The sequence below is a fragment of the Actinomyces massiliensis 4401292 genome (assembly GCF_000269805.1).
Lineage (GTDB): Bacteria > Actinomycetota > Actinomycetes > Actinomycetales > Actinomycetaceae > Actinomyces > Actinomyces massiliensis.
Genome location: NZ_JH711481.1, coordinates 1,051,758 through 1,076,725 on the forward strand (window position 1 = coordinate 1,051,758; position 24,968 = coordinate 1,076,725).

The 24,968-nt window shown below is 69.5% G+C and carries 20 protein-coding genes; 13 read left to right on the forward strand and 7 right to left on the reverse strand.

The features are described 5' to 3' along the window. The first annotated feature begins 71 nt into the window (after nt 1–71). The 13 genes from W5W_RS14605 to purM all read left to right on the forward strand — a co-directional run bounded on the left by W5W_RS14605 (nt 72) and on the right by purM (nt 17,643). Nucleotides 72–2,519: a bifunctional metallophosphatase/5'-nucleotidase gene (locus W5W_RS14605; RefSeq protein WP_238533251.1), complete on the forward strand. Its 2,448-nt coding sequence runs from the start codon at nt 72–74 to the stop codon at nt 2,517–2,519. A gap of 317 nt (nt 2,520–2,836) precedes the next feature. Beyond that, complete coding sequence (locus tag W5W_RS0104505) at nt 2,837–3,919, forward strand: DUF262 domain-containing protein (protein ID WP_017194516.1); 1,083 nt, start codon at nt 2,837–2,839, stop codon at nt 3,917–3,919. Nucleotides 3,920–4,057: 138 nt separating this feature from the next. Continuing rightward, the gene (locus W5W_RS16040) at nt 4,058–4,657 is read left to right on the forward strand and encodes an MAE_28990/MAE_18760 family HEPN-like nuclease (protein ID WP_274517141.1); all 600 of its coding nucleotides are present in this window, start codon (nt 4,058–4,060) and stop codon (nt 4,655–4,657) included. Further along, nucleotides 4,657–5,736: a DNA cytosine methyltransferase gene (locus W5W_RS15595; protein ID WP_081486202.1), complete on the forward strand. Its 1,080-nt coding sequence runs from the start codon at nt 4,657–4,659 to the stop codon at nt 5,734–5,736. Before W5W_RS16040 ends, W5W_RS15595 begins: the two co-directional genes overlap by 1 nt. Nucleotides 5,737–6,036: 300 nt before the next feature. Continuing rightward, nucleotides 6,037–6,633 (forward strand): sterol carrier family protein, encoded by a 597-nt coding sequence (locus W5W_RS16925; RefSeq protein WP_017194518.1) that lies wholly within the window; start codon nt 6,037–6,039, stop codon nt 6,631–6,633. A 130-nt stretch (nt 6,634–6,763) separates the two neighbouring features. After that, a complete protein-coding gene (locus W5W_RS0104515; protein ID WP_029574075.1) occupies nt 6,764–7,534 on the forward strand; it encodes a DeoR/GlpR family DNA-binding transcription regulator in 771 nt (256 codons plus the stop codon). Beyond that, complete coding sequence (locus tag W5W_RS0104520; RefSeq protein ID WP_017194520.1) at nt 7,531–8,604, forward strand: 1-phosphofructokinase family hexose kinase; 1,074 nt, start codon at nt 7,531–7,533, stop codon at nt 8,602–8,604. The genes W5W_RS0104515 and W5W_RS0104520 overlap by 4 nt, the downstream gene beginning before the upstream one ends. Before the next feature lie 168 nt (nt 8,605–8,772). Beyond that, a complete protein-coding gene (locus tag W5W_RS0104525) occupies nt 8,773–10,893 on the forward strand; it encodes a PTS fructose transporter subunit IIABC (protein WP_017194521.1) in 2,121 nt (706 codons plus the stop codon). Between the two features lie 466 nt (nt 10,894–11,359). Next, the gene (locus tag W5W_RS0104530; protein ID WP_017194522.1) at nt 11,360–12,052 is read left to right on the forward strand and encodes a FadR/GntR family transcriptional regulator; all 693 of its coding nucleotides are present in this window, start codon (nt 11,360–11,362) and stop codon (nt 12,050–12,052) included. 102 nt (nt 12,053–12,154) lie between these two features. Continuing rightward, nucleotides 12,155–13,573, forward strand: coding sequence for a four-carbon acid sugar kinase family protein (locus W5W_RS0104535; RefSeq protein WP_017194523.1), 1,419 nt, complete (start codon nt 12,155–12,157; stop codon nt 13,571–13,573). Nucleotides 13,574–13,618: 45 nt separating this feature from the next. Continuing rightward, on the forward strand, nt 13,619–14,530 hold the full coding sequence (locus W5W_RS0104540; protein ID WP_017194524.1) for an NAD(P)-dependent oxidoreductase: 912 nt from the start codon (nt 13,619–13,621) through the stop codon (nt 14,528–14,530). Between the two features lie 90 nt (nt 14,531–14,620). Further along, the gene (gene purF / locus W5W_RS0104545; protein ID WP_017194525.1) at nt 14,621–16,483 is read left to right on the forward strand and encodes an amidophosphoribosyltransferase; all 1,863 of its coding nucleotides are present in this window, start codon (nt 14,621–14,623) and stop codon (nt 16,481–16,483) included. Next, nucleotides 16,480–17,643 (forward strand): phosphoribosylformylglycinamidine cyclo-ligase, encoded by a 1,164-nt coding sequence (gene purM, locus W5W_RS0104550; protein WP_017194526.1) that lies wholly within the window; start codon nt 16,480–16,482, stop codon nt 17,641–17,643. Before purF ends, purM begins: the two co-directional genes overlap by 4 nt. Nucleotides 17,644–17,694: 51 nt before the next feature. On the opposite strand, the gene W5W_RS0104555 is transcribed toward purM, so the two are convergent. From W5W_RS0104555 to W5W_RS0104585, 7 genes are all read right to left on the reverse strand, one after another. Beyond that, nucleotides 17,695–18,999, reverse strand: coding sequence for an MFS transporter (locus W5W_RS0104555; protein WP_017194527.1), 1,305 nt, complete (start codon nt 18,997–18,999; stop codon nt 17,695–17,697). A gap of 244 nt (nt 19,000–19,243) precedes the next feature. Further along, nucleotides 19,244–19,474 carry a DUF3073 domain-containing protein gene (locus W5W_RS0104560; protein ID WP_008730933.1) on the reverse strand — a complete coding sequence of 77 codons (231 nt, stop codon included), beginning with the start codon at nt 19,472–19,474 and terminating at the stop codon, nt 19,244–19,246. A 186-nt stretch (nt 19,475–19,660) separates the two neighbouring features. Beyond that, nucleotides 19,661–20,032, reverse strand: coding sequence for a DUF3618 domain-containing protein (locus tag W5W_RS0104565; protein ID WP_017194529.1), 372 nt, complete (start codon nt 20,030–20,032; stop codon nt 19,661–19,663). Continuing rightward, nucleotides 20,029–20,523, reverse strand: coding sequence for a hypothetical protein (locus W5W_RS0104570; RefSeq protein WP_017194530.1), 495 nt, complete (start codon nt 20,521–20,523; stop codon nt 20,029–20,031). Before W5W_RS0104570 ends, W5W_RS0104565 begins: the two co-directional genes overlap by 4 nt. After that, nucleotides 20,520–20,978 (reverse strand): phage holin family protein, encoded by a 459-nt coding sequence (locus W5W_RS0104575; protein ID WP_017194531.1) that lies wholly within the window; start codon nt 20,976–20,978, stop codon nt 20,520–20,522. The genes W5W_RS0104570 and W5W_RS0104575 overlap by 4 nt, the downstream gene beginning before the upstream one ends. Nucleotides 20,979–21,205: 227 nt before the next feature. After that, nucleotides 21,206–22,942, reverse strand: coding sequence for an ABC transporter ATP-binding protein (locus tag W5W_RS0104580; protein ID WP_017194532.1), 1,737 nt, complete (start codon nt 22,940–22,942; stop codon nt 21,206–21,208). Then, the gene (locus W5W_RS0104585) at nt 22,942–24,909 is read right to left on the reverse strand and encodes an ABC transporter ATP-binding protein (protein ID WP_017194533.1); all 1,968 of its coding nucleotides are present in this window, start codon (nt 24,907–24,909) and stop codon (nt 22,942–22,944) included. Before W5W_RS0104585 ends, W5W_RS0104580 begins: the two co-directional genes overlap by 1 nt. Nucleotides 24,910–24,968 lie beyond the last annotated feature (59 nt).

Here is a 24,968-nt window from a genome sequence, read left to right on the forward strand (position 1 = left end):
CGGGCGACGCGCCCGCCGTCGCCGCCTATCCTTGGGATACCTCCCCATTCCCCCTCCCGACCAGGATCGTCATGCGACCGAATCCCTGTGTGAAGGCGATCGCCGTGCTCGCGGCGCTGACCTTCGGCGGGCTCGCCCCTGCCATCCCGCCTCCCACGGCCGCGGCCGATGACGCCGCGGCTGCTGCGACTGCGACTGCTACAACTGCGGCGACGCCGGCTGAGACTGCGATTACCGTTCTCGGCGTCACCGACCTGCACGGTCACATCGAGAGAACCACCGATCCCGCGACCGGGGCGGTCGCCGACCCCGGAGCCGTCACGCTGGCCTGCGAGATCTCCCGGGTCCGCGAGTCGAGCCCCGGTGCCGTACTCGTCTCGTCGGGTGACAACCTCGGCGACTCGCCCCCGGCCTCTGCCCTGCTCGAGGACCAGCCCGCGCTGGACGTGCTCAACGCCATGAGCACGGACGTCTCCGCCCTGGGCGCCCACGAATTCGACAAGGGCCTGGACGACCTCACCGGTCGGATCCTGCCGTCAGCCGCCTTCCCGTACCTGTCGGCCAACCTCACCGGTTCGGCCCTGGACTCCGAGGGAGAGGGCGGCGGCACCTTCATCAAGGACGTCAACGGCGTCAAGGTCGGCTTCGTCGGCATCATGACCGACGACTTCCCCGCCCTGGTCGCCCCCGCGACCGCGGGCGCCCTGTCCCCGGCGCCGGCCGCCGCCACCGCCAACGCCAAGGCCGCCGAGCTCAAGCGCACCGGCGCGGCCGACGTCGTCGTCGTGCTCGCCCATGCCGACGCCGACGGACTGGCGCCCCGGCTCACCGGGGACGTCGACGCCGTCCTGGGCGGGTACAGCGATGTCGGGCATCCCGGGGCGGGCGAGTCCGCCACCATGACCTCGACCGACGGCCAGGACATCGCCGTGGTTCAGGCCGACCGCTACGGCCGGGGGCTCGCCGAGGTCTCGCTGGCCTACAGCGCCTCCACCCATGAGGTTTCCGTGATCAGCGCGGCCGATAGGGACCTGCGGACCTCCGACTGCACCACTGACGCATACGGCGTCGAGGGGATCGTCTCTCAGGCCTCCGCCAGGGCGGCTGCGGGCGACAGTCAGCGGGCCGCCGCCCTCGGCACGGACTTCCTGCGCGGCTCCTCCGACGGCGTCACGCCCGGCACCAGCCTCGGCACCGAGTCCACCGCCTCCGACCTCATCGCCGATTCGTACGCCCACTGGGCCTCCACCAACGCGCCCCGCGGCGACGCCGCGCGCATCATCGGCCTGGCGAGTCCCGGCGATGCGCATGCCGATCTCCTCTACGCCAAGGACCCGGCCAACGGTGAGACCGGCGACGGCGCTCTGACCAAGGGCGAGGCGCGGGCTTTTGAACCCCTGGGCAATGGGATGAGCTATGCAGTGCTCACCGGCGCTCGGCTCAAGGCCGTACTCGCCCAGCAATGGCGGCCCGGCGACGATCGGGGCGTGCTGACTCTGGGAACCTCCGCGAACCTCTCGGTGCGCATCGATCAGGATGCCGCGGATGAGCTCTACGCCATTCATGACGAGGTCGCCAAGGGCACCGCCACCGCGGCTGCCAAGGCGACTCCCATCGCCGATGCTCGCAGCCGGGTCATCGCCTCGATCGTCATCGACGGCGTCCCCCTGGCCGACGACGACTCTGTTCTGGTGGCCTCGAGCTCTCCGCTCATGGCCGGTGGGGACGGCTACGCCGCTCTGTCCGAGGTCTCCGCAGTCGCCACCGACTCCGTGGACCGCGATGTTCTCATTGAGTACCTCACCAGCTTCGGGGGCGGTGGGGCGAGCGCCTCGTACCTCAAGCATCAGACCGGCCTGGCGAGCACGATCTCACAGGCGAACCCGCGTGCGGCCACCCTCAGCCTGACCGGGCTGGTCCACTCCAACGACTCCGAGAAGCCCCGGGGCGTGACGGGCGTGCGCTACTCCTATCAGGAGGCGTCCGGTGTCACGGTGACCTCCGAGGCGGTCGCCGTGGATACCACCACGGTGGCGAATCGCCCCGAGACCGGACGGGCGACCCTGCAGGTCGTCTTCGGTCAGGACGCCGCCGCTCAGAAGTGCTCCTTCGGCGACGCCCAGGACACCTCCTGCTTCCTGGCCACGATCGAGCTGCTCGACGCCTCGGGCGCTGTGCTCAGCACCTACGGCTATGAGCTGGCCATCGACGGTTCAGCCGCCATGGGCATCGATTCCAAGGCCGGTGCCGGAGGGGCCGCCTCCATGCGTGCGGAGGAGGTCGTGGTGGCTCCCACGCCCGTCGGCCGGTCCGACCGCGGTGCCGGCATGGCCCGCACCGGCGCCACCATCGGGATCGGCGTCATCGCCCTCGGGCTGCTGATCGGCGGAGCCGTCCTGCTCGTGCGCCGTCGCGGGGGCGCTGATGCTGGTGATACTGGCGATGTTGATGATGAGGGCTTCGCCGAGCCGGGCGGTCATACCGAGGCGGGCTCGCCCGAGGAGCCGCCCGAGCGCTGATGGTGGCTCGTGTCATGACGATCGCCTCGTACTCCTCGTACTCCTCGTTCGGCTCGGGGCAGTTACGGACAGGGGGCACAAAGGGCAAGACATCATGCCCGCAGCAGCTGGCCGGGCCTCGGACCAATCAGGGCCGCCGGCTGGCCGCCAACTAAGGTAACGGGCGAGGAGAGCCGATACATGTCGGAGGTACTTGGCATCCTTATATGGGCTTGGGACCGCTCGCCTGCTGTTTCGGTGACAAGGCTGGCGTTCCGATACCCTAGAGACAGATCTACCTTTCAGCGGTGACGCGAGCAGAAGGAGGAGGCGCGACGGTGACGCGTTCCAAGGAACAATCGACTGCGAAGAGTATCGAGCTTGCCGAAGAGCAGATCGTTGAGCAGTCCAAAAGAATTGAATTTTACCTCACGGAATATTCCGTCGAAATGCTGGCTCAGAAGATTCACGACGACGAATACGTCGTACCCCCGTATCAGCGTGAGTTCACCTGGGAGGAGCGTCGTAAGTCTCGTTTTATCGAGTCTTTGATTATGGGGTTGCCGATTCCGTTCATCTTCTTCTGGGAGAGGCCGGACGGGCGGCTGGAGATTGTTGATGGCTCGCAGAGATTGCGAACTATAGAAGAGTTCATTTATGGCGATTTCCGGCTCGGTGAACTCGACTCTCTGACGCGTCTGTCGGGATTCCGTTTTGATGATCTTCTCGACTCTAGAAAGCGAAAGATCAAGAACCGATCAGTTCGTGGCATCGTTTTGAATGACCGTACTGATGAGGAAGCGAGACTCGACATGTTTGATCGCATCAACACCGGCAGTAAGATCGCCAATAACGCTGAGATTCGGCGTGGCGCGCTCGCTGGTCCTTTCCTGAAAGTTGTGACTGAACTCGCAAATAATCCGCTTCTTTTTCAGCTTGCGCCGATGCCAGAGAAGACCCAAAGAGAGCGTGGTTACGAAGAGCTCGTCACACGGCTCTTCGCGTACGGGGACGGCTTGGAAGGCTATCGAGACCGACCTTCTCAATTTCTTTTCATGTACTCAAAGAAGATGAACCAAGAGTTCGCCACGAACCCTGTCTTGGCTGACGAATATCGTCGGCGGTTCGATGCTGTTCTAGATTTTGTATCACGCAACTTCCCCTTCGGCTTTCGGAAGACTGAGAAGAGCAAAACGACACCCCGGACGCGATTCGAGTCGATCGCCATCGGTGTTGATCGTGCCCTAGTGGAGATGCCGGAGCTCGCTGAGCTTTCTTCAGAACAGATCGATGTGGGTTCTTGGATCAACTTGCCGGAGTTCAAAAAGATCACCAGTTCGGACGGGGCGAATGCGATCGCTCGTCTTCGTGGACGTATTGATTTCGTCAAGCACAAGCTGGTGGAACGTGGCGACGACTGATCTTTTCTCGTTCTTTAATGAAAGGTACGCAGAGATAGAGGCGTATCTCTCGTTTCTGCAGAATGTCGACGATGCTGCCCGCGAGGGCACGCCTCGACTCCGCAGAACTGACGCTCCAATCACCGCTGAGCAAAAAAAATTCTAAACTCAAGTCTCTACTTGCAGCTCTATAACCTCGTAGAAGCGACTGTGCTCCGCTGTTTGGAAGCGGTTGTTGTCGCGGTTGAGGAGGCGGAACGACGTCCGAACGAGCTGAGCATTGATCTCCGAAAGGAGTGGGTGCGTTCCATCGCTCGGACTCATAGCGATCTGGGGCCAGACAAGCGTCTTGAAGCGGCACTCGACCTGTGTGAAAAGCTGTTACAGCAGATGCCCGTTAAGGGGTTCACGATTGAATCCGGTGGGGGTGGAAACTGGGACGATTCTTCGATTGAGAAGGTGTGCGGAAGAGTCGGTTGTGTCCTGACGTTCTCACCTAACGTCTCCCAAGCGGCAAAGCGCCACATACGGGATGATATGGGTGCCCTAAAACTTGTTAAGGATCGTCGCAACGGACTTGCTCATGGGGCGCTGTCGTTTGTTGACTGCAGTGACGGCGTGACGGTAGTCGAGCTCAAAAAACTCGCAACCGCGGTCGGCGATTATTTGAAAGAAGCGGTTGAATGTTTCGTGAAGTTCATCCAATTTGAGATTGCTAATAATGTAGAGAAGAAAGAAGCGGAAGAGGTGATAGTTTGATGGGCGAAGATAAGAATGCTCCGACGATTCGCGCCGTCGATCTTTTCTGTGGAGTTGGCGGCCTAACATGCGGTCTCGTACGGGCGGGTATTGAAGTTGTAGCAGGTATCGATATCGACCCGGCGTGCAGGTATCCTTACGAAGCTAATAACAGGGCCAAGTTCATTGAAAGCGATGTCAATGAGATCCCTGCTTCTGATGTTGCCGAGATGATTGATGGCGCGGATGTTAGCATGATTGCTGGATGTGCGCCGTGTCAACCGTTTTCAACATACAGTCGCTCAGGTAGGAGTAAGAAACGCGGAGGCGACTGGCAACTTGTTGAGACTTTCGGCAAGTTCGTGAAGGAGATCCAACCCGATCTTCTCACGATGGAGAATGTTCCTCAGTTACTCGATCATCCTGTCTTTGGGCGGTTCTTGAAGAACTTGGATGGCTATTCGGTTGAGTGGTCTGTAGTTCAAGCGGTCCGTGTTGGTATCCCTCAGACGCGTAAACGTCTGGTTCTTATCGCCTCGAGGCTGGGTTCTGAAGGCCTCACGCTGACGCAAGACGGTGAGCGAGTGAGGACCGTTCGGGAGGCCATCGGTCAGCTTCGTCCGATTAAGGCTGGCGAGTCCGACCCGAAGGATCGTCTGCACGTTGCATCAAGATTGAGCAAAACCAATCTTGAACGGATACGTCACTCGAAGCCAGGTGGCACGTGGCGTGAATGGCCCGATGAGCTCCAGGTGGCCTGTCATCAGAAGAGTACTGGCGCCACGTACCCGAGTGTGTATGGTCGGATGTCATGGGACGACGCGAGCCCGACCATTACTACTCAGTGTTTCGGGTATGGAAACGGGCGGTTCGGCCACCCCGAGCAGGATCGGGCCATCTCCTTGCGAGAGGCTGCGATTTTGCAGACCTTTCCGCCCAAGTATAAGTTCGTACCTCCGGATGAGCCTGTGCGGTTCAGCGTGCTGGGCCGTCTCATTGGCAATGCCGTGCCTGTACGTCTTGGCGAGGCCGTTGGGCAGACGATCGTCGCGCACGTTTCACGTCTCAGGCAATCTGAGAATCTGGCTGGGGCCACGTAAGGACTGGGATCGAAGCACGTGGCGCTCATCATGCGCAGCCGCAGCAGAAAGATGTCGCAACCATACGATCAAGAAGTGCGATGGACTCGCCTGCGCTGCAGAAATTACGCAGAAAACGAGGCTGAGCAACGTCTTTGGACGTCCCTGGATTATCTACGGACGGGGGCGAACCATCATGCCGGTCGCCGTCGGCCCAGTCATGGAACCATCTTCGCAATCACCAACAGGGTGACAGGGCCGGCGGGCGAGGAGAGCGCGGTTTTCCTATAACCGTGCCCAGTCGTGCCCTAGTCTTGCCCCATGCCAGCCCGACGCCGGATCGATCCCGCCGCAGGCGCTCTGGCCGTGCGCCGATGGGCTGCTGCCGGTGATCCCGCCGACGGCGGGGCTCCCGGTCCCGAGGGCGCCGAGGGCATTGAGAGCATTGAGAGCTCAGAGGGCGCCGAACGCGCCGGGGGCACTGAGTGCTCCGGGGGCGTCGGGGACGCCGAGAGTGCTGAACGCACTGGGCGCTCCGGGGGCGCCGAGCGTTCCGAGCGATCTGAGCAATCCGAGCGCGCCGGGGACGCCGAGCGCCCTCAAGACGCTGACCGCACCGATGCGCTCGATCGGCGCACGCTGGCCACCGCCGTCCGATTCGCCTTGGAGGAGCTGGCCGCCTGCGCGCCCGGTCGGGCCGTCGAGGTGCGGGTCCCGCCCTACGGCGTGACCCAGGCGGTGGCCGGGACGGTGCACCGGCGCGGGACGCCGCCCTCGGTTGTTGAAACGGATGCGGAGACCTGGCTCGCCCTGGTCACCGGACGACTCACCTGGGCGGATGCCGTAGCCGGCGGGGCACTGCGAGCCTCCGGCGAGCGCTGCGACCTGTCCGCCTACCTCCCGCTGCTGCGGACCTGACCGGTCTCTTCCCCCTCTTCCCCTCCCCGGCGATTCAGCGGCCCTTCCCTTCATGCCCGATCGGTCGTACAGTGATGCCTTGTTCGGGCGTTCTAGTGCCCGAACGGACGCTGTGGTCGAGGGGGTGCGCATGAACGTCGAGCAGCGTCAGCAGTCGATCGTCGATGCTGTCGCCCGTGACGGGCGCGTGTCCGTCACCGAGCTCGCCGCTCGTTACGACGTCACCGTCGAAACCGTCCGCCGCGACCTGACCGCGCTCGACCGTCTCGGGGCGCTGCGCAAGGTTCACGGAGGCGCGGTGCCCGCCACTGTCCTCGCCCTGCCGGAGACCGGCGTCGCCGAGCGCGAACTCGTCGGCTCCACCGCCAAGCAGGCGATCGCCCAGGCGGCGCTCCCGCGCCTCCATCTGCGTCATGACGCCACTGTCCTGCTCGACGCCGGCACCACCGTCGGCGCCCTGGCCCGGCGTCTTCCCGGCGGGCTCGACCTCACGGTCATCACCGACTCGGTTCTGACCGCCGCTCTCCTGGCCGGCCGCGACGACATGAGCGTGCGCATACTCGGCGGTCAGGTCCGCGGCATCACGCAGGCCGCCGTCGGGCCCGAGGCCCTTGCGGCGCTCGCCGTCACCCGTGTGGACGTGGCCGTCATGGGCACCAACGGCCTGACCGTCGAGCACGGCCTGTCCACGCCGGACCCGGACGAGGCCGCCGTCAAGCGCGCCATGATCCGCGCTGCCAAGCATGTGGTCGTGCTCGCCGACGCCACCAAGGTCGGGCAGGAGCACCTCGTGTCCTTCGCCGACCTGGCCGACATCGACCTCCTGGTCACCGACTCGCCACCACCCACCTCCATCGCCGCTCATCTCGCCACCCTAGGAACCGAGGTCATCACGTCATGATCGTCACCCTCACTCCGAACCCCTCCCTGGACCGCACCGTCGCCCTCCCCGGCCCCCTTATCCGCGGCGGCGTCAACCGCTTGAGCGGTGTCGTCGTCGAGCCCGGGGGCAAGGGCGTCAACGTCGCGCGTGTGCTGGCCTCCGCGGGGCAGCCGGCCACCGCCGTGCTGCCCGCCGCCGCTCACGACCCGCTCCTGCTCGCCCTGGACGCAGCTGCTTCCGCCGGTTCCGCGGGCTCTACTGGTTCCACCGGCTCGACCGGCTCATCGGTCCTGAGCACGCGTGCGGTGACCGTGGCCGCGCCCGCCCGCGTCAACACCGCGGTCACCGAGCCCGACGGCACCACCACCAAGCTCAACGAGCCCGGCGCCTCGCTGAGCCCGGAGGAGATCGACGCCGTGGAGATGGCGCTCCTCGAGGCCGTCGCCGCCGCGCGGCCGTCCGAGAGAGCTGAGAGCGCCGAGAGCGCCGGCGCCCGCCACTGGGCGGTCCTGTCCGGCTCCCTGCCCCCCGGCGCCCCCGCCGACTGGTACGCCCGGCTCGTGCGCCTCCTGCGCGGCGCCGCCCCCGACCTGCGCATCGCCGTCGACACCTCGGACGCGCCCCTGGCGGAGCTCGCGGCCGGTCTTCCCGACTCCGCCCCCGACCTGGTCAAGCCCAATGGCGAGGAGCTCGGTCAGCTCGTCGGCCTGCCGGCGGATCGCGCCATGGCTCTGGAGGAGGGCGCCGTGCGCGGAGAGCTCGCCCCCGTCGCCGACGCCGCCCGAATCCTGGTCGACCTGGGCATCGGCGCCGTCATGGCCACCCTCGGTCCCGCCGGCGCGGTCCTGGTGACCGGTGAGGGGGCCTGGCACGCCACCGCGCCCAAGGTGCCGGTCGTCTCCACGGTGGGCGCCGGCGATTCCTCCGTCGCCGGCTACGTCCTGGCCGACGTCCGCGGCGGCGATGAGGCCGAGCGGCTAAGAACCGCTATGATCTACGGCTCCGCGGCGGCTTCGCTGCCCGGCACGACCTTGCCATCACCGAGCGACTTGCCCGCCCAGGGCCCTGTCGTCACCCGGCTCGTCTGAGCCAATGTCCCTGACCATCCGGCGCCCCGGCCTTGAGCCGGCGCCCCGACCCAGATCCGCTGACGCGCCATCCGGCCCCAGCACCCATCGGACAGCGAGGTAGCATCATGTCCCCGAACGCAGCGCCCTCCGCATCGAGGAGGCTTACGCCGAGGACGGGGCACCATCATGTCCCCGAACGCAGCGCCCTCCGAGGCGTCCACACCACTGATCATCCCCGAACTCGTGCGGCTCGACGCCCTTCCCGGCTCCAGCAAGAAGGACGTCATCGAGTACCTGGCCGAGGTCGTCGCCTCCGCGGGGCGCGCCGACACCCCCGAGGGCCTGGCCGGCGACGCCATCGCCCGCGAGGAGACCGCCCCGACCGGCATCCCCGGCGGCATCGCCATCCCGCACTGCCGCAGCCCGCATGTGCTGGCGCCGTCGCTCGGCTTCGCCCGACTGGCCGAGGCGGTCGATTTCGGCGCCGCCGACGAGCAGGCGGCGGACCTGGTCTTCATGATCGCCGCTCCCGCCGGGGCCGACGACGTCCACCTTCAACTCCTGGCCAAGCTCGCGCGCGGCCTGATGAACGCCGAGTTCACCGACGCCCTGCGCAAGGCCACCACCGCTGAGGAGGTCGCCCGCCTCGTCACCGAGCAGGTCGAGCCCGACCCCGCCGACGGCGAGCAGGCGGCCGCCGAGCCCGCCGTCGCCGACGACGCCTCCGCGCCCGCCGAGGGCGGGACCGTCATCGTCGGCGTTTCCTCGTGCCCGACCGGTATCGCCCACACCTTCATGGCCGCCGAGGCCCTCGAGCAGGCCGGCAAGGAGCGCGGGGTCACGGTGAGGATCGAGGGGCAGGGATCGGGGAAGATCGACTGGCTCGACCCCGCCCTCGTCAAGCGCGCCGACGCGGTCGTCTTTGCCCACGACCTGCCCATCAAGGGGCGCGACCGCTTCGCCGGCAAGCCGATGGTCGACGTCGGCGTCAAGGCGGCCGTCAACGACGCCGGGGCGCTCGTCGACCAGGCCCTGGCGGCCATGGAGGACCCGAACGCCGCGCGCGTGCCCGAGGGCGGAGACGCGGCCGATGACGCCGAGGAGGAGAACGTCCACTGGGCCCGCCGGCTGCAGCGCTCGGTCATGACCGGTGTGTCCTACATGATCCCCTTCGTGGCGGCCGGCGGTCTGCTCATCGCCCTGGGCTTCCTCCTGGCCGGCTACGACGTCGCCAGCCTCTACGAGAAGATCTCGATCTCGGACTACTCGTTGTGGAACCTGCCCGGCAGTGAGTTCGTGCATGAGATCAAGGACTCCTCGGACACGGTCGTGGCCACGGAGACGATCTCCGTGTCCCGGTCCGGGATGCTCCTCTACCTCGGCTGGGCGCTCTTCCTGCTGGGCAAGGCGGCCATGGGCTTCCTGGTCCCGGCACTGGCCGGATACATCGCCTTCGGCCTGGCCGGGCGTCCGGGCATCGCCCCCGGATTCGTCATGGGCATCATCGCCGGCGAGGTGGGCGCCGGATTCATCGGCGGCCTGGTCGGCGGGATCCTTGCCGGATACTTCGCGGCCTGGCTCGCCGGCATGAATGTGCCCCGGTGGCTGCGCGGGCTCATGCCCGTGGTGGTCATTCCGCTGGGAACCACGCTGGTGGTCGGATCCCTGATGTACATGCTTCTGGGCAAGCCGCTGGCCGCCCTCATGACGTCCATGCAGAATGGGCTGACCTCCATGTCCACCAGCGGTTCGGCCGTGTTCCTGGGCATCATCTTGGGGCTCATGATGTGCTTCGACCTGGGCGGTCCGGTCAACAAGGCCGCCTACCTCTTCGCCACGGCCGGCTTGTCGGCTGACACTCAGAGCGCCCACGAGATCATGGCGGCCGTCATGGCCGCGGGCATGGTTCCGCCGCTGGCGCTGTCCGCGGCGACCTTCCTGCGTGCGCGCCTGTTCACCAAGGCCGAGGTCGAGAATGGGCGCAGCGCCTGGCTGCTGGGCCTGTCCTTCATCACCGAGGGCGCCATCCCCTTCGCCGCGGCCGACCCGCTGCGCATCATCCCGCCCTCCATGGTGGGCGGGGCCGTGACCGGGGCGCTGTCCATGGTCCTGCACGCCGGGTCCAAGGCCCCGCACGGCGGAGTCTTCGTGTTCTTCGCCATCGACAACTTCCCGGGCTTCCTCATCGCGATCCTCGCCGGTGCGATCGTCACCTGCGCCGGTGTGCTGGCGCTCAAGCAGATGTCTGCGAACAAGAAGGCCGCCGCCGGGGACGTCTCCGAGATCGCCGCACCCGCGGCCGCCTGAGGACGAAGATCACGGCGTCCGCCCTCCGCCGGACGCGTTGCCGGACGCGTTGCCGGACATAGTCCGACGCTGTCTGACGCCCTCAACTCGCCCGCCCGGGCACGAGGATCCGATCCTCGTGCCCGGGCGGTCTGCGTGCAAGGGGTATCGGGACGCGTCAGGGGGTAGTCGGGACGTATCGGGGGATAGTCGGAGGACCGGGGGCGATGGCTCGCTATATGCCAGCCCGCAACGGCTCTCCCGTGGCTCTAATTGCTCAGAGGAATCGTTGGGTTCCGCGGCGGCGAATGGCGAGAGTCTGCCGGCCTCTAAGGCGATCCGGCGTGCGCGATGCTGCCGCCGGGAATGTTTTCAAGTGAAATATCAAGGAAATACGCGGGCCGCCCCAGAAAGGGGTCTATTGCGTTTCGCACCACCCTCCACGTACACTCCTGCAAGTCCTCAGAGGAGTTAGGGGGAGAGGGAAGTGGGCCGGAGCCGCGTCGACGCCGCCGTCGAGGAGCTGCTGAGTCGTGTTGTCAGCGGCACCTATCCGGCCGGTACGGCCCTGCCCGGTGAGGCCGCCCTCGCCTCCGATCTGTCCGTCTCGCGCCTGACCGCCCGTGAGGCCACCAGGGTCCTGGTCACCCGCGGCGTCCTGTCCTCGCGCCAGGGCTCGGGCACCTACGTCAACGAGCCCGAGGCCTGGCAGGACCTCGGCAGCCTCGTCGCCCTCGCCCGTCGCGACGGCTCCGAGCGCGAGGTCGGCCTGGCACTGCTCGAGGTGCGCCGCATGCTCGAGGTGGGCTCCGCGGGACTCGCCGCCGCGCGCATCACCGACGATCGGCTGCAGGGCATGGAGGCCGCAATCGCCGAGCTGCGCCGGGCCGACGCCGCCGACGACGTCGATGCCGCAGCCGCCGCGGATCTCGACTTCCACAACCACATCATCAAGGCCGCCTCCAACCCGTTCGTCAGCGTCACCTTCGCCCCGCTGCGCGACGAGCTCGTCGTGGCGCGCCGGATCACCTCGTCCTGCCACAAGGTACGAGCCCACGCCGTGACTCAGCACGAGCACATCCTGACGGCGCTGCGCCTCGGCTCCCCGGACGCCGCCCAGGCGGCCATGCGCGCCCACATGGACCAGACCACCAACGACTTGCTGGAGTACATCACCTGATGGTCCTGATCGCCCCGCCCCCGGCGATTCGGTGATCCGAGGAACCGACGCATCCGCGAACACAGCAGATACAAGAAAACAAAGACACGAAGGAGTGCACTCATGAAGACCCTGGACGAGCTCACGGCGGGCCTGCCCGCGGGCCCCGTCGTCGACCCGGCCGCCGTGGCCGCGTCCCTGACCCGCGCCCTGGTCGTCCTGGACGACGACCCCACCGGCACCCAGTCCGTCGCCGACCTGCCCGTCGTGACCGGATGGAGCGTCGAGGACCTCACCTGGGCCCTGTCCACCGGGGCGCCGGCCGTCTACGTCATGACGAACTCCCGCAGTCTCGACCCGGCGGACGCCGAGCGGCTCAACGTCGAGGTGGTCACCAACGCCCTGGCCGCAGCCGAGCGCGTCGGCCGCCCGGTCTCCTTCGTCTCCCGCTCCGACTCCACCCTGCGCGGCCACTACCCCCTCGAGCCCGCCACCATCGCCGACCTCCTCGAGCGCGCGGGCACCCGCGTGGACGGCGTCATCCTGTCCCCGGCCTTCCCCGACGCCGGCCGCATCACCGTCCACGGCACGCACTACGCGGGCAGCGCGGAGGCCGGCTTCGTCCCCGTCGGGCAGACCGAGTTCGCCGGCGACAAGACCTTCGGCTACTCCGCCTCGGACCTGCCCGCCTGGGTCGAGGAGAAGACCGACGGCGCCGTGAGGGCCGAGGACGTCACCGTCATCGACCTGGCCACTCTGCGCACCGACGAGGACGCCGTCGTCGCCACTCTGTCCGCCGCCCACAATCGCGCCCCCATCGCCGTGGACTGCGTCGAGGAGAACGACCTGCTTCTGCTGGCCCGGGCTCTCCAGCGCGCCGAGGACGCCGGCTCGACCTTCGTCTACCGCGTTGGTCCACCCTTCGTCCGCGCCCGCATCGGCCAGTCCCCCCGCACTCCGCTGACCGCGGCCCAGGCCCAGCCCGCCGACTTCGCCCCCGCCTCCGACGCCGTCGGCGGACTGGTCGTGGTCGGCTCCCACGTGGGGCTGACCGGCCGCCAGGTCGACGCCCTGCGCGCCGCCACCTCCACCCCCGAGATCGTGCTCGACGTGCCCACCGTGCTCGACCCCGACCGGCGCGACGCCCATGTGCTCGCCGTTGCCGAGCAGGCCGTCGAGGCCCTCGCCACGGGCAATGTCGTGGTGCGCCGCGGCGGCGCCTTCGTCGCGGGCAGGGACGCCGAGGAGTCCCTCGACTTCGCCCGGCGCGTGTCCGCGGCCGTCGTCGAGGTCGTTCAGCGGATCGTCGCCGCGCGCTGCCCCCGCTTCGTCATCGCCAAGGGCGGCATCACCTCCTCCGACGTCGCCAGCCGCGGCCTGGGCGTCAACCGGGCCATCGTGCGCGGGCCGATGCTGCCCGGCATCGTCTCCCTGTGGGAGCCGCAGGACGGGCCCGCCGCCGGTGTGCCCTACATCGTGTTCGCCGGTAACGTCGGCGACGACGACTCCCTCGCCCGGGTCGTCGCCACGCTCAACAGCTGATCGCGCCCGCCGGGCCCGTCGGCTCGAACGATCGCAGGAGGCCAGATGACCACCGCCGCAGCCGTCGCCGTCCTCGGACTGGGCGCCATGGGGCTGCCCATGGCCACGAACCTGGCGGAGAGGTTCCCGGTCCGCGGCTTCGACGTCGTCGCCGAGCGCCGCGCCCTGGCGGAGCGGGCCGGTGTCGTCCCGACCGGGACCGCCGCCGAGGCCGTCGCCGGCGCCGACGTCGTCCTGATCGCCGTGCGCGATCGGGCGCAGCTCGAGCAGCTCCTCTTCGGCGAGACCGGCATCGCCCCGCACATGGCGCGCGGTGCCGTCGTCCTGCTGACCTCCACCGTCGGCGATGCCGGGGTTCGCGCCGTGGCCCCCCGCCTGGCCGAGGCGGGCCTGAGATTCGTCGACGCCCCCGTCTCCGGCGGCCCGGCGCGCGCGGGCGCCGGCGATCTGCTCGTGGTGGTCGGCGCCGACGACGACGCCTGGGCGGCAGCCGAGGACGTTCTGGACGCCATGGCCTCCACGCTTGTGCGCGTGGGCGATGCGCCCGGCGACGGCCAGGCCATGAAGACCGTCAACCAGCTGTTGTGCGGCGTCCACATCGCCGCGGCCGGCGAGGCCCTGGCCCTGGCTCGGGCCCTCGGCCTGGACGCCGAGGTCGCCTTGAAGGCCCTCATGTCCGGGGCGGCCTCCTCCTTCATGCTGGGGGATCGCGGCCCGCGCATGCTTCAGGCCTACGACGAGGACGCCGGCGGCCCGCATGACGTCGAGGTGCGCGCCACTCTCAACACCTTCGTCAAGGACATGGGCATCGTCTCCTCCGCCGCCAAGGGCGCCGGACTGTCCACCCCGGTGGCGGCCGCGGCCGAGCAGCTCTATCTCCAGGGCGCGGCCCACGGCCTGGGCGACCGCGACGATTCGAGCGTCATCACCGTCGTCGCGCCGCCCGAGAAGGACTGAGGGGGGCATGTCCTCCCATCTGTGCTCGCCGTGCTCGGTCCGTTGCCGCCTGAGCAGGCTGCGCGCGGACGTGTGTGGAAGACTGGTCGCGTGAGCCCCGGCGACAGCACCCTGACCAACGCCCGCCCCGTCCCGCTCGACGCCGTCGTCTCAGCCGACGGCGTCGCCCCGCTTCAGGAGCCCGCACCGGTGGACCGCACGGCCGAGCTCGAGCCCGACCCGGCCGAGGAGTGCGGCGTCTTCGGCGTATGGGCCCCCGGCGAGGAGGTCTCCCGCCTGACCTACTTCGGGCTCTACGCCCTCCAGCACCGCGGCCAGGAGGCCGCCGGCATCGCCTCCACCGACGGCTCCAACATCCTGGTCTACAAGGACCTCGGCCTGGTCTCCCAGGTCTTCGACGACCGCTCCCTGTCCTCCTTGACGGGGCACCTCGCCGTCGGGCACGTCCGCTACGCCACCACCGGGGCCACCACCTGGGAGAACGCTCAGCCCATGCTCGGCCCCGTCGCCGGCTCCACCCTGGCCCTGACCCACAACGGTAACCTCACCAACACCCGCGAGCTCATGGCGGCGGTGCGCGCCGCCACCGGCGAGGACCTCACCGGAGAGCTCGGCCGCGGGTCCTCGACGGATACCGCCGTTATCGCCGCACTCATGAATCTCGTCTCCGAGCGCGGGCGCCTGGCGACGCGTGACGACTCGCTCGTCGGCGACGCCGCCACCGATGCCGACTCTGATCTCTACCTCGAGGCCGATCCGGTCGAGGCGGCGCGCCCGGCCCCGCTCACCGTCTCCCAGACGGCCCGTCGCGTCCTGCCCATGCTGCGCGGCGCCTTCTCCCTGGTGTTCATGGACGAGCACACCCTGTACGCAGCCCGCGACCCGCACGGCGTGCGGCCCCTGGTCCTGGGGCGCCTCGAGCGCGGCTGGGTCATCGCCTCGGAGACCGCGGCCCTCGACATCGTGGGGGCGAGCACGGTGCGCGAGATCGAGCCCGGCGAGATGATCGAGATCGACGCCGACGGCGTGCGCTCGACCCACTTCGCCCGCCCGCGCCGCTCGGGGTGCGTCTTCGAGTACGTCTACCTGGCCCGTCCCGACACCAAGATCGCCGGCCGCAGCATCATCGCCTCCCGCAACGCCATGGGGGCGGCCCTGGCCCGCGAGCACCCGGTCGAGGCGGACCTGGTCATCGCCACCCCCGAGTCCGGCACGCCCGCCGCCATCGGCTACGCCCAGGCCTCCGGAATCCCCTACGGCCAGGGCCTGGTCAAGAACGCCTACGTCGGGCGCACCTTCATCCAGCCCACCCAGACCCTGCGCCAGCTCGGCATCCGCCTCAAGCTCAACCCCGTGCGCGAGGTCATCGAGGGCAAGCGGCTCGTCGTCGTCGATGACTCCATCGTGCGCGGCAACACCCAGCGCGCCCTGGTGCGCATGCTGCGCGAGGCCGGTGCGACCGAGATCCACATCCGCATCTCCTCCCCGCCGGTCATGTGGCCATGCTTCTACGGCATCGACTTCGCCACCCGCGCCGAGCTCATCGCTACCGGCATGAGCGTGGAGGAGGTCCGCGAGTCCATCGGCGCCGACACGCTCGGCTACCTGTCCGTGGACGGCATGGTCGAGGCCACCGGGCAGCCCCGAAGCGAGCTGTGCACCGCCTGCTTCACCGGCGACTACCCCATCACTCCGCCCGCCGAGGGAGCGGCGGTGGGCACGCTGCCCATCTCCCGGGTCCCCGCCGTCTACCGCCGCCGTGCCGACGACGCCGGCGCCGCCGGCGGGGCGCCCCGCCCATCGCCCGTCGCCCCGGAGCGGATCACCCGCCCGGATCTGGACTCGGGCAGCCCGCTCCCCGTCGCCCGCCCTGCTCCGCCGCGCCCGGACGCCGCATCCGCCGTGCCCGCCGCAACCCCAGCACACGATCCCGCTGAAGGAAGCAACCGATGAGCTCTCACCCCCAGCCCGTGCCCGAGTCTGCGCCGGCCGCTGCCGGGACGACCTATGCGGCCGCCGGCGTGGACACCGCCGCCGGCGACCGCGCCGTCGAACTCATGCGGGCCTCCGTGGCCGCCACCATGACGCCGGCCGTGGTCGGGGAGGTCGGCGGCTTCGCCGGTCTGGTCGATGTCTCCGCATTGCGCGACTACCGCCGCCCCCTGCTGGCCACCTCCACCGACGGCGTGGGTACGAAGGTCGCGATCGCCCAGGCCCTCGGCGTCCATGACACCATCGGCCAGGACCTGGTCGGCATGGTCGTCGACGACATCGTCGTGGTCGGGGCCCGGCCGCTGCTCATGACCGACTACATCGCCTGCGGGCGCGTGGTGCCCGAGCGCATCGCCGATATCGTCCGCGGCGTCGCCACGGCCTGCGCCGCCGTCGGCACGCCCCTGCTGGGCGGGGAGACCGCCGAGCACCCCGGCCTGATGGAGGCGGACGAGTACGACCTCGCCGGCGCCGCCACCGGAGTCGTCGAGGCCGATCGGGTGCTGGGCCCCGAGCGGGTGCGCCCCGGCGACGTCCTGATCGCCTTGGCCTCCTCGGGCCTGCACTCCAACGGGTACTCCCTCGTGCGGCGCGTGATCGCCGACGCCGGCTGGGGCCTGGAGCGCCAGGTGCCCGAGCTCGGCCGGACCCTCGGCGAGGAGCTGCTCGAGCCGACCCGTCTGTACGCCAAGGCGTGTCTGGCCATGATCGGAGCGCTCGGTTCGGAGGCTGCGCCCTCACCGATCCACGCGCTGTCCCACGTCACCGGCGGAGGGCTGGCGGCGAATCTCGCCCGTGTCCTGCCCGCCGGGACCATTGCCGACGTCGACCGCTCCGGCTGGGTCGTTCCGCCCGTCTTCGACCTTGTGCGGCGCCTCGGGTCCGTCCCGTGGGAGGACCTGGAGGGCACGCTCAACCTGGGGGTGGGCATGGTCGCCGTCGTGGCCCCCGACTCGGCCGAGGCCGTCCTGCGCGTGGCGCAGGGGAGCGAGATGTCCGCCTGGGTGCTCGGAGGTGTTCACGAGGCGCAGGCCTATGAGCCGCAGGGGCGGGTGGTGGCCGGTACCAAGGGCGTGGACGGCGGCGCCGTCGACGTCTTCGGGCGGTATCGCACTGCCTGAACTGCCTGAGTGCGATACCGCCCGGGTGGGTCGGGGAGGGGTCAATAGGGCTCAGTGCGCCGTGGCGGGCTGGAGCGCCGGATCCTCATCCTCACTGGCCTCGCGGGCCGGACGGATCTCGCGCAGGCCCCGGGACATCGAGATCGGGATCAGTGTGATCGCGCCCAGGCCGCACAGGGCGATCAGGAGCGTTGTCCCGCGGCCCTCGCCGATGCCGATGGCGCTTCCGAGGAGTTCGACGAGCGGCCCGTCGGGGCGCAGCAGCGGCTCGAAGACGTGATCGGCCAGCGGGCCGGAGGTCGCATAGGCCAGGAGGAAGCCCGTCTGGGTGATCAGTGAGATGAGTCCCCAGGCGCGCCCCTGGTGATCATCGGCGACGCGCGTGCGCACGACGACGTCCGCACCCGTGTTGCACCAGGCGAGCGAGGCGAAGACGACGAAGCAGCACGCTCCGACTCCCACCAGTGAGTGCATCAGGGGGAAGAGGGTCATGCTCGCGCCCAGGCCCGCCAGCCCGGTGGCCAGCAGCGCCCACGACGGGACCTTCCCCAGCAGCCCCACGATCAGGGCGCCTGCCAGCATGCCGAAGGCGGCCACGGACTGGACGGTGCCGACCTGCGAGACGGGGTAGAGGGGCAGGAGCACGGGCGGCAGGAGAACCTGGAGCGTGCCGAGGACGACGGTGAGCAGGCTGCCGAGCAGGACGACGGTGCGCACGGGGGCGTCCCGGTGCAGCAGGGCGGCGGTTGCGCGCAGTTGCGCCACCAGGGAGCCCGGATCCGCCGCGATCGCCGGGGAAGTGGCCCGCCTGCGCACATGGAGCGTGCAGATGAGTGTGACGACGAAGGTGGAGGCGTCGATCAGCAGCACTCCCGCCACGCCGATGCGGGGCATGAGCGCGCCGGCGAGGAAGGGGGACAGGAGGAACTTCGAGGAGGAGGCCATCTGCAGCATGCTGGAGGCCCGGGTGTAGAGCTCGGCGGGAACGAGTTCGTTGACGGTGGCCCGCAGGGCCGGTTCGGTCAGCGCAGCCAGGCAGGAGCTCACGGTCACGCCCGCCAGGACGAGGAGCAGACTCGGCTCGGGGCGGGTGACGGCGATGAGGACCGTGGCCAGGCCCAGGGCCGAGCCGCCGTCACCCAGCAGCATCATGGTGCGCCGATCGTGCCGGTCCGCCAGGACGCCGGCGAGCGGGCTCAGCAGGACGATCGGCGCGAGGGCGCACAGTTCGATCATGGCGACCGATGAGGCGGTGCCGAAGGTGGTGAAGGCCCAGGTCGCCAGGGCGAAGGCGGTCATGCCCGAGCCGATGGAGCTGACGAGGGAGCCGATGACGAGGACGGATAGCAGGCGCATGGTGTCTCCAGACATTTCAACCGACCGTCGGTCGGTACTGGTCTGAAGTATGCACGACGCGCCCGCTCTCCGCAAGAGCCCCGGCTGGTCCCGTCATGCCCCTATGGGCCGGGTGGGCCGGGCGAGCCCGAGTGCGCTCAGACGAGCCAGAAGAGGCCCGGACGCGCCCGGCGCCCGGCGTCCGGACACGCGAGAGGGTCGGCAGGCGATATGCCTGCCGACCCTCTCGCTTATTCAGTCTCAGTCAGCTCCGACGACTCGTTCCCGCATCGTCTATATCCGAGTCGTCCCAGTCGTCATCGTCGACCGCGTATTTGGCGGCCAGTTGCTCGTAATCGACCTCGTCGTCGGACTCGGTGCTCGACGACCTGGAAACGAGCTCCCGCTCGAGTGCCGCGTAGTCGGTCGCCGGGCTGAAGTACTTGAGCTTACGGGCGACCTTGGTCGCCTTGGCCTTCTGACGGCCGCGCCCCATAGGCTCGACCCCCTCCAACAATCTCTGGGCGCGCACGTAGTCGCGCTTCACTTGGGCAAATGTGTCGTGGGGCAACCGTACAACGAGCGCACGTGTTGACACCATTCCGTGTCGCCCCTGTGGCCGTGGCACCGCACACGCCTGAGACGCCGTGCCGGGAGCCCCGGCCGGGAGCCCCGGCGAACTTCAGCGTCGCAGGAGCCGACCGGCGATCAGGGACACGGCGAACGCCCCGCCGGCGACCGCGGCCACTCGCTTGACGGCCTCCGAGTCGCCCGCTCGCGCGTCCTCGATGGTCCGGCGGGCTCGCCCGACCAGGTCCGAGGCGCGGGCGCGCAGCTCTGCGGCGGTGGTATCGGCGCGGTCGCGCAGATCCTCCCCGGCCTGTCGCGCCTGGGTCCGCGGGTCCACCCGCGCGACCAGCTCATCGACACTGGCCGACAGCGCCTCGCGCTGGGCATTGAGCCGCGCCTCAATCGTCTCGGGCGTCTGCGCCGCGTCCGCCCGCGGCGCAGACCCGGGCCGGCGCTCCGGCCCTGTCCCCGTCCCCTCGCTCATCGTCGCACCGCCTTGACGACGGCGACAACGCTGCACCCCGCCAGCACCACGATGGTGCCGGTCACGATGGCGAGCGAGGCGGGGTCGCCGTCGCGGGCGTCATCGATCAGGCGGGACAGCCTGCTGCCGACCGCGGCGGGGAGTCCTGTGACTCCGGCACCCGGAGCTCCGCGGCTCGCGGACCGGACGCCGGGCCCCGCCGCGTCAACCGACGCAGCCGAATCGGCTGAGCCCACCAGCGGATCGTCCTTGACCAGGCCGACGCGCGCCTTGAGGCGAGCCGTTCCCACGCTGGCGCGACTGCGCCATTCCGCGGCGGTCGCCTGCGCGGACCTGCGCGCCATCGACGTCAGCGCCTGGGGGGCCAGCCGGGCGCTGAGCGCCTCGACATCACCGATCAGCTGGGCGCGCTGCGCGGCCAGAGCGGACTCGATGGCCTCCGGGGACTTCGCGGAGTTCCGCTGATTCTGCTTCGACTGCCGCGGGCTCACTGCCGGCCGCCCTTGTCCAGACCGGAGGCGACGGCCTTCTTCACGGCGTCGACATCCTCCCGCAGCCGCACCTGCGGCTCGGGCTTGTCGGCCTTGGCCTCCCGCAGTTTGTCCCTGCCCAGCAGCGCTGTCGCCACGGCCACCGCGAACAGGATGATGGCGACGAGGAGCTTGGCGGCCCATACCGGCATCACCATGGCCAGCAGATCCACGATGGTGCTCAGGAGGAAGCCGAGGCCGAACAGGGCGGCGATGGCGGCCACTGTCAGGAGGGCCGCACCGACGCCGGCAGTGTTGGCCATGCGCAGGGCCTTGGCCCTGGCCAGCTCGATCTCGCCCTTGACCAGTCCCGTGATGTTCTCCGAGATGCGGTTGATCAGCTCGCCGATGGAGGGCTGACCGGGGCGTGACGCGGCTGCGGGTGGTGTTCGAGGCGGTTGAGGCTGTTGGGTCATAGGATCGACCTTCGTCCGGGGCGGGCGCTCATGGCGGGAGCGTTGTGCATGAATCTACCGCGCACAGAATCTCACATGGCGAGCCTCGGCGTGGTACTGCGCGGACGGCGAGTGGGTTTCGGACGCTTACTACGCTTCTTCTCCCCTTGCTGTACGGGGGTAAGAAGCGTAGTAAGCGGGGAAGGGGCGTAGTAAGCGAGGTGATGAGCGAGGCCGGCGTGACCCGCCTACTCCTGGCTCCACGCCTCCCACAGGCCCGCATACTCCCCGCCGAGCGCCACGAGCTCGGCGTGCGTGCCCAGCTCCACGATCCGCCCGTCCATGACGACGGCCACACGATCGGCGTCCTGGGCCGTGTAGAGGCGATGCGCCACCTCGATGACCGTGCGCCCCGCCAGCGCGGTCAACAGTGTCCGCTCCAGCGTGCGCGCGGCGCGCGGATCGAGCAGGGAGGTCGCCTCGTCCAGGATGAGGGTGTGCGGATCCAGCAGCACCAGGCGGGCCAGGGCCACCTCCTGGGACTGGGCCGGGGTGAGTGTCAGATGTCCCGAGCCCACCATCGTGTGCATTCCGTCCTTGAGCCCGTCCACCCAGGCGTCCGCTCCGATGGCCTCGATGGCGCGTCGGATCGTGGCGTCATCGGCGTCGGGGCGCCCCAGGCGCACGTTATCCGCGATCGTGCCCACGAACACGTGATGCTCCTGGGTCACCAGGGCGACGTGGCGGCGCAGCTCGGCCTCGGTCAGGTCTGTCAGCGGCACCCCGCCCACCGTCACCGAGCCGGAGGTGGGCGGGTTGATACCCGCCAGCATGCGCCCCAGGGTGGACTTGCCCGATCCCGAGGGGCCGACGACGGCCAGCCGCTCGCCCGGCACGAGGTCCAGGTCGATGCCGTGGAGCACCTCCGCGCCCTCGCGGTAGGAGAAGCGGACGTCGCGCAGGACCATGCGGTGACCGTCGGGGGCGGCGCCGGTGGGGGAGCGGTCCTCGGGGACCTCCTCGACTCCCAGGATGCGTGACAGCGACGCCTGGGAGACCTGGACGAGGTCGATCCAGAACATGAGCTGGGCGATCGGCTTGCGCAGCTCCATGGCGTACAGGGCGACCGTGGTGATGGCCCCCAGGCCCGCGTGCCCGCCGGCGGCCAGGAAGGCGCCCCACAGGAGGATGACCACGACGGGGGCGCGCCAGGCGATGTCCAGGACGAGGAGCAGGCGCAGTCGCAGCCCGGCGGTGTACCGCTCCAGGCTCCAGGCCTCCTTGACCGAGGCGGCGATGACGGCCTCGCGGTGCGCCCCGATGCCCAGGGCGTCGACCGTCTCGGCGTTCTCCACGGTTTCGCTCACTGCGCCGTTCAGGCGGGCGGAGGCCGCCGAGCGTGCCCGGTAGGCGGGCACCGAGATCGGCAGGTACCAGCTCATCATGGCCCAGACGGGAGGCACGACGACGAGCAGCCCGGCCGCCAGCAGCGGGTCGCTGACGGCGGCTGCGACAATGGTGAACACGATCGTCACCGTGCACACCATGATCTGGGGGATGCCCACGCGCACGAGGAACTCGATGCGCGAGACGTCGTTGGTGGTGCGGCCCACGAGATCGCCGGTGCCGGCGGATTCGACTGCGCTCAGCGGCAGGTGGACGACGCGGTGCATCATGCGCTCGCGCAGGTCGGCGAAGACCGACTCGCCGAGCGTGCGGGCGTGCTTCTGGGCGAAGCGGTTGATGACCGCGCCCACGATGGTGACGGCCGCGATGAGCAGAACGATGCGATCGACGTAACCGGCCGTTCCGGTGCCCGAGGCCACGCGCGTGACCAGACGGCCCAGCAGTTGCGGGGCGACGAGCGTGGCCAGGACGGCGATCACCTGCACGGTCAGGACGCCGGCGAACCGCCACCGGTAGGAGGCCATGATCCGGAAGGTCTTGCGCATGGCGACCTTGCCGGGCGCGACGGGGAGCGCCATCAGGGGGTCACCTCCCGGCGGTCGGTGTCGCAGTCGTCGTCGCCGGCGTCCGCGTCGCTGGGCGGGCAGTCGTCCGGCTGCTCGCCGTAGGCCCGGGCGACGACGGCCCGGTAGTCCAGTGCGCTCGGGTCGCCCCGGCGGGCGCGGGCGAGCAGCTCGCGGTGAGTGGAGCGTGCGCGCTCGCGGCCAGCGTCATCCAGCAGGATCACCTCGTCGCAGGCCTCCAGCACCAGCGGCGATTCGGTGGCGATGACGGTGGTGCGCCCCCGTCGCGCGGCGTGCAGGCGACGGGCCACGCGCGACTCGGTGTGGGAGTCCAGGGCGCTGGTGGGCTCGATGAGCACGAGGGCGGGAGCCTCGGTGAGCAGGGCGCGGGCCAGGGCGACGCGCTGGCGCTGACCGCCGGACAACGAGCGCCCCTTCTCCGTGATCATGCCGGCCAGGCCCCGATCCAGCGAGGTCAGGACGTCCCGGGCGTCGGCGACCTCCAGGGCGGTCAGCAGCCGGCCGTCCCCGGGCAGCCGGGCTGCGGCGGAGCGCACGTCCTGGTCGACGGCGTCGATGCCCGCGCGCTCGGCCTCCGCAGCCACGAGCGCGCCCACGCCGACGGGCTCGGGTGCGGCGGCGCGGCGCACGTCGAGGGCCTCGCGCAGGGTGCCGGTGAACAGTTCGGCGGTGGCGCCGGAGACCACGATCGAGGCGCGCACGTCGCGCAGCGGCATGTCGGTCAGCGGCCGGCCCTCCAGGGTCACCACGGGGGCGTCGTCGTCGAAGCGGCCGAGTCGGGTGGCCAGCGCCGCGGAGGCCCCCGGATCGGCGGCGACGACGGCGGTCATGCGGCCCGGTGCGAAGCGCACCCCGGAGGCCGTGTCGATGATCCGCCCGTCCTCGGCGGTGCCGTCGGCGGGGGACAGGTCCAGGCGCTCGGCGGTGGTGCCGGCGGCCGGGACGACGTCGAGCAGTCTGCCCAGGCGCCGCAGCCCGACCATGGCCCGCGTGTAGTCCTGCACCGAGTTCGAGAACACCATGAGCGGCCACGACAGGTAGGCGGTGTAGCCGTAGAAGGTGACGAGCTCGCCGGCGCTGATGTCCCCGGCGATCGCCATGCGGGCGGCGGCCCACACGACGACGGCGACGAACAGGCCCGGCAGGAGCACCTGCAGGCTCATGAGCACCGACTGGGTGCCGGCCACTTCGACCCCGCGTCGGCGCAGCTCCTGGGAGGCCTCGCGGTAGCGGCGGGCGAAGACGTCCTCACCGCCGATGCCCCGCAGGATGCGCAGTCCGGCGACCGTATCGGTGGTGATGGTGGTGACCTCGGACTGGGCCTCGCGCTGGACGGCCTGGCGCCGCTGGAGGGGCTTGATGACCAGGGTGACGATCCAGGCGACCAGGGGCATGCCGATGAGCACGATGAGGCCGAGGCGCACGGAGACCGAGACCATGAGCACCGCCACGACCGCGAAGGACACGGCCGAGCCGATCAGCGGGGGCAGGCGCTCGAACAGGTTGCCGATGTACTGGGCGTCGGAGGCCACGATCGAGGCGACCTCACCGGTGGATGCCTGGCGGGACAGACCCGCTCCGGTGATGGAGACCTGGCGCCCCACGAGTCGGGTGACATCGAAGTTGGTGCGCATCCAGGCGTACATCCCGACATAGGACTGAGCGGTGTCTCCAATGGCGTAGACGACGAACAGGAGGAGCAGGCTCAGGCAGATCGCCCACAGGCGCGCGTTGAGGCCGTTCTCGATGCCGGAGTCCAGGGCTGCTCCCACGAAGGCCGGCACGATCGCCTGGATGGTGTTGGCCACGACGGCGGCCAGGCCCGCGATCGTCAGCGGCCCGGCGGCGCGGCGCGCGAGCCAGCCCAGCAGCGAGCGGGTACGGGTCGATGGCGGTTCGGGCAAAGGCGCGTCGGGGGCGGGAATGAGCCGTTCGGCGGTTCGCAGCAGGGGCATCGGCATGATGCTGCGAGGTTATCGGAGCCCGTCGGGACAGGACAGGGCGTCTCTTCAACGCGTGA

Bases quoted from the DNA above. Each gene is read 5' to 3' on its own strand.
- W5W_RS0104535 (WP_017194523.1), top strand. From the start codon at position 12,155: ATGAAGACCCTGGACGAGCTCACGGCGGGCCTGCCCGCGGGCCCCGTC.
- purM (WP_017194526.1), top strand. From the start codon at position 16,480: ATGAGCTCTCACCCCCAGCCCGTGCCCGAGTCTGCGCCGGCCGCTGCC.
- W5W_RS0104540 (WP_017194524.1), top strand. From the start codon at position 13,619: ATGACCACCGCCGCAGCCGTCGCCGTCCTCGGACTGGGCGCCATGGGG.
- W5W_RS0104585 (WP_017194533.1), bottom strand. From the start codon at position 24,909: ATGCCGATGCCCCTGCTGCGAACCGCCGAACGGCTCATTCCCGCCCCC.
- W5W_RS0104555 (WP_017194527.1), bottom strand. From the start codon at position 18,999: ATGCGCCTGCTATCCGTCCTCGTCATCGGCTCCCTCGTCAGCTCCATC.
- W5W_RS0104565 (WP_017194529.1), bottom strand. From the start codon at position 20,032: ATGAGCGAGGGGACGGGGACAGGGCCGGAGCGCCGGCCCGGGTCTGCG.
- W5W_RS15595 (WP_081486202.1), top strand. From the start codon at position 4,657: ATGGGCGAAGATAAGAATGCTCCGACGATTCGCGCCGTCGATCTTTTC.
- W5W_RS14605 (WP_238533251.1), top strand. From the start codon at position 72: ATGCGACCGAATCCCTGTGTGAAGGCGATCGCCGTGCTCGCGGCGCTG.
- W5W_RS0104515 (WP_029574075.1), top strand. From the start codon at position 6,764: ATGAACGTCGAGCAGCGTCAGCAGTCGATCGTCGATGCTGTCGCCCGT.
- W5W_RS0104560 (WP_008730933.1), bottom strand. From the start codon at position 19,474: ATGGGGCGCGGCCGTCAGAAGGCCAAGGCGACCAAGGTCGCCCGTAAG.
- W5W_RS0104520 (WP_017194520.1), top strand. From the start codon at position 7,531: ATGATCGTCACCCTCACTCCGAACCCCTCCCTGGACCGCACCGTCGCC.
- W5W_RS0104525 (WP_017194521.1), top strand. From the start codon at position 8,773: ATGTCCCCGAACGCAGCGCCCTCCGAGGCGTCCACACCACTGATCATC.
- W5W_RS0104580 (WP_017194532.1), bottom strand. From the start codon at position 22,942: ATGGCGCTCCCCGTCGCGCCCGGCAAGGTCGCCATGCGCAAGACCTTC.
- W5W_RS0104575 (WP_017194531.1), bottom strand. From the start codon at position 20,978: ATGACCCAACAGCCTCAACCGCCTCGAACACCACCCGCAGCCGCGTCA.
- W5W_RS16925 (WP_017194518.1), top strand. From the start codon at position 6,037: ATGCCAGCCCGACGCCGGATCGATCCCGCCGCAGGCGCTCTGGCCGTG.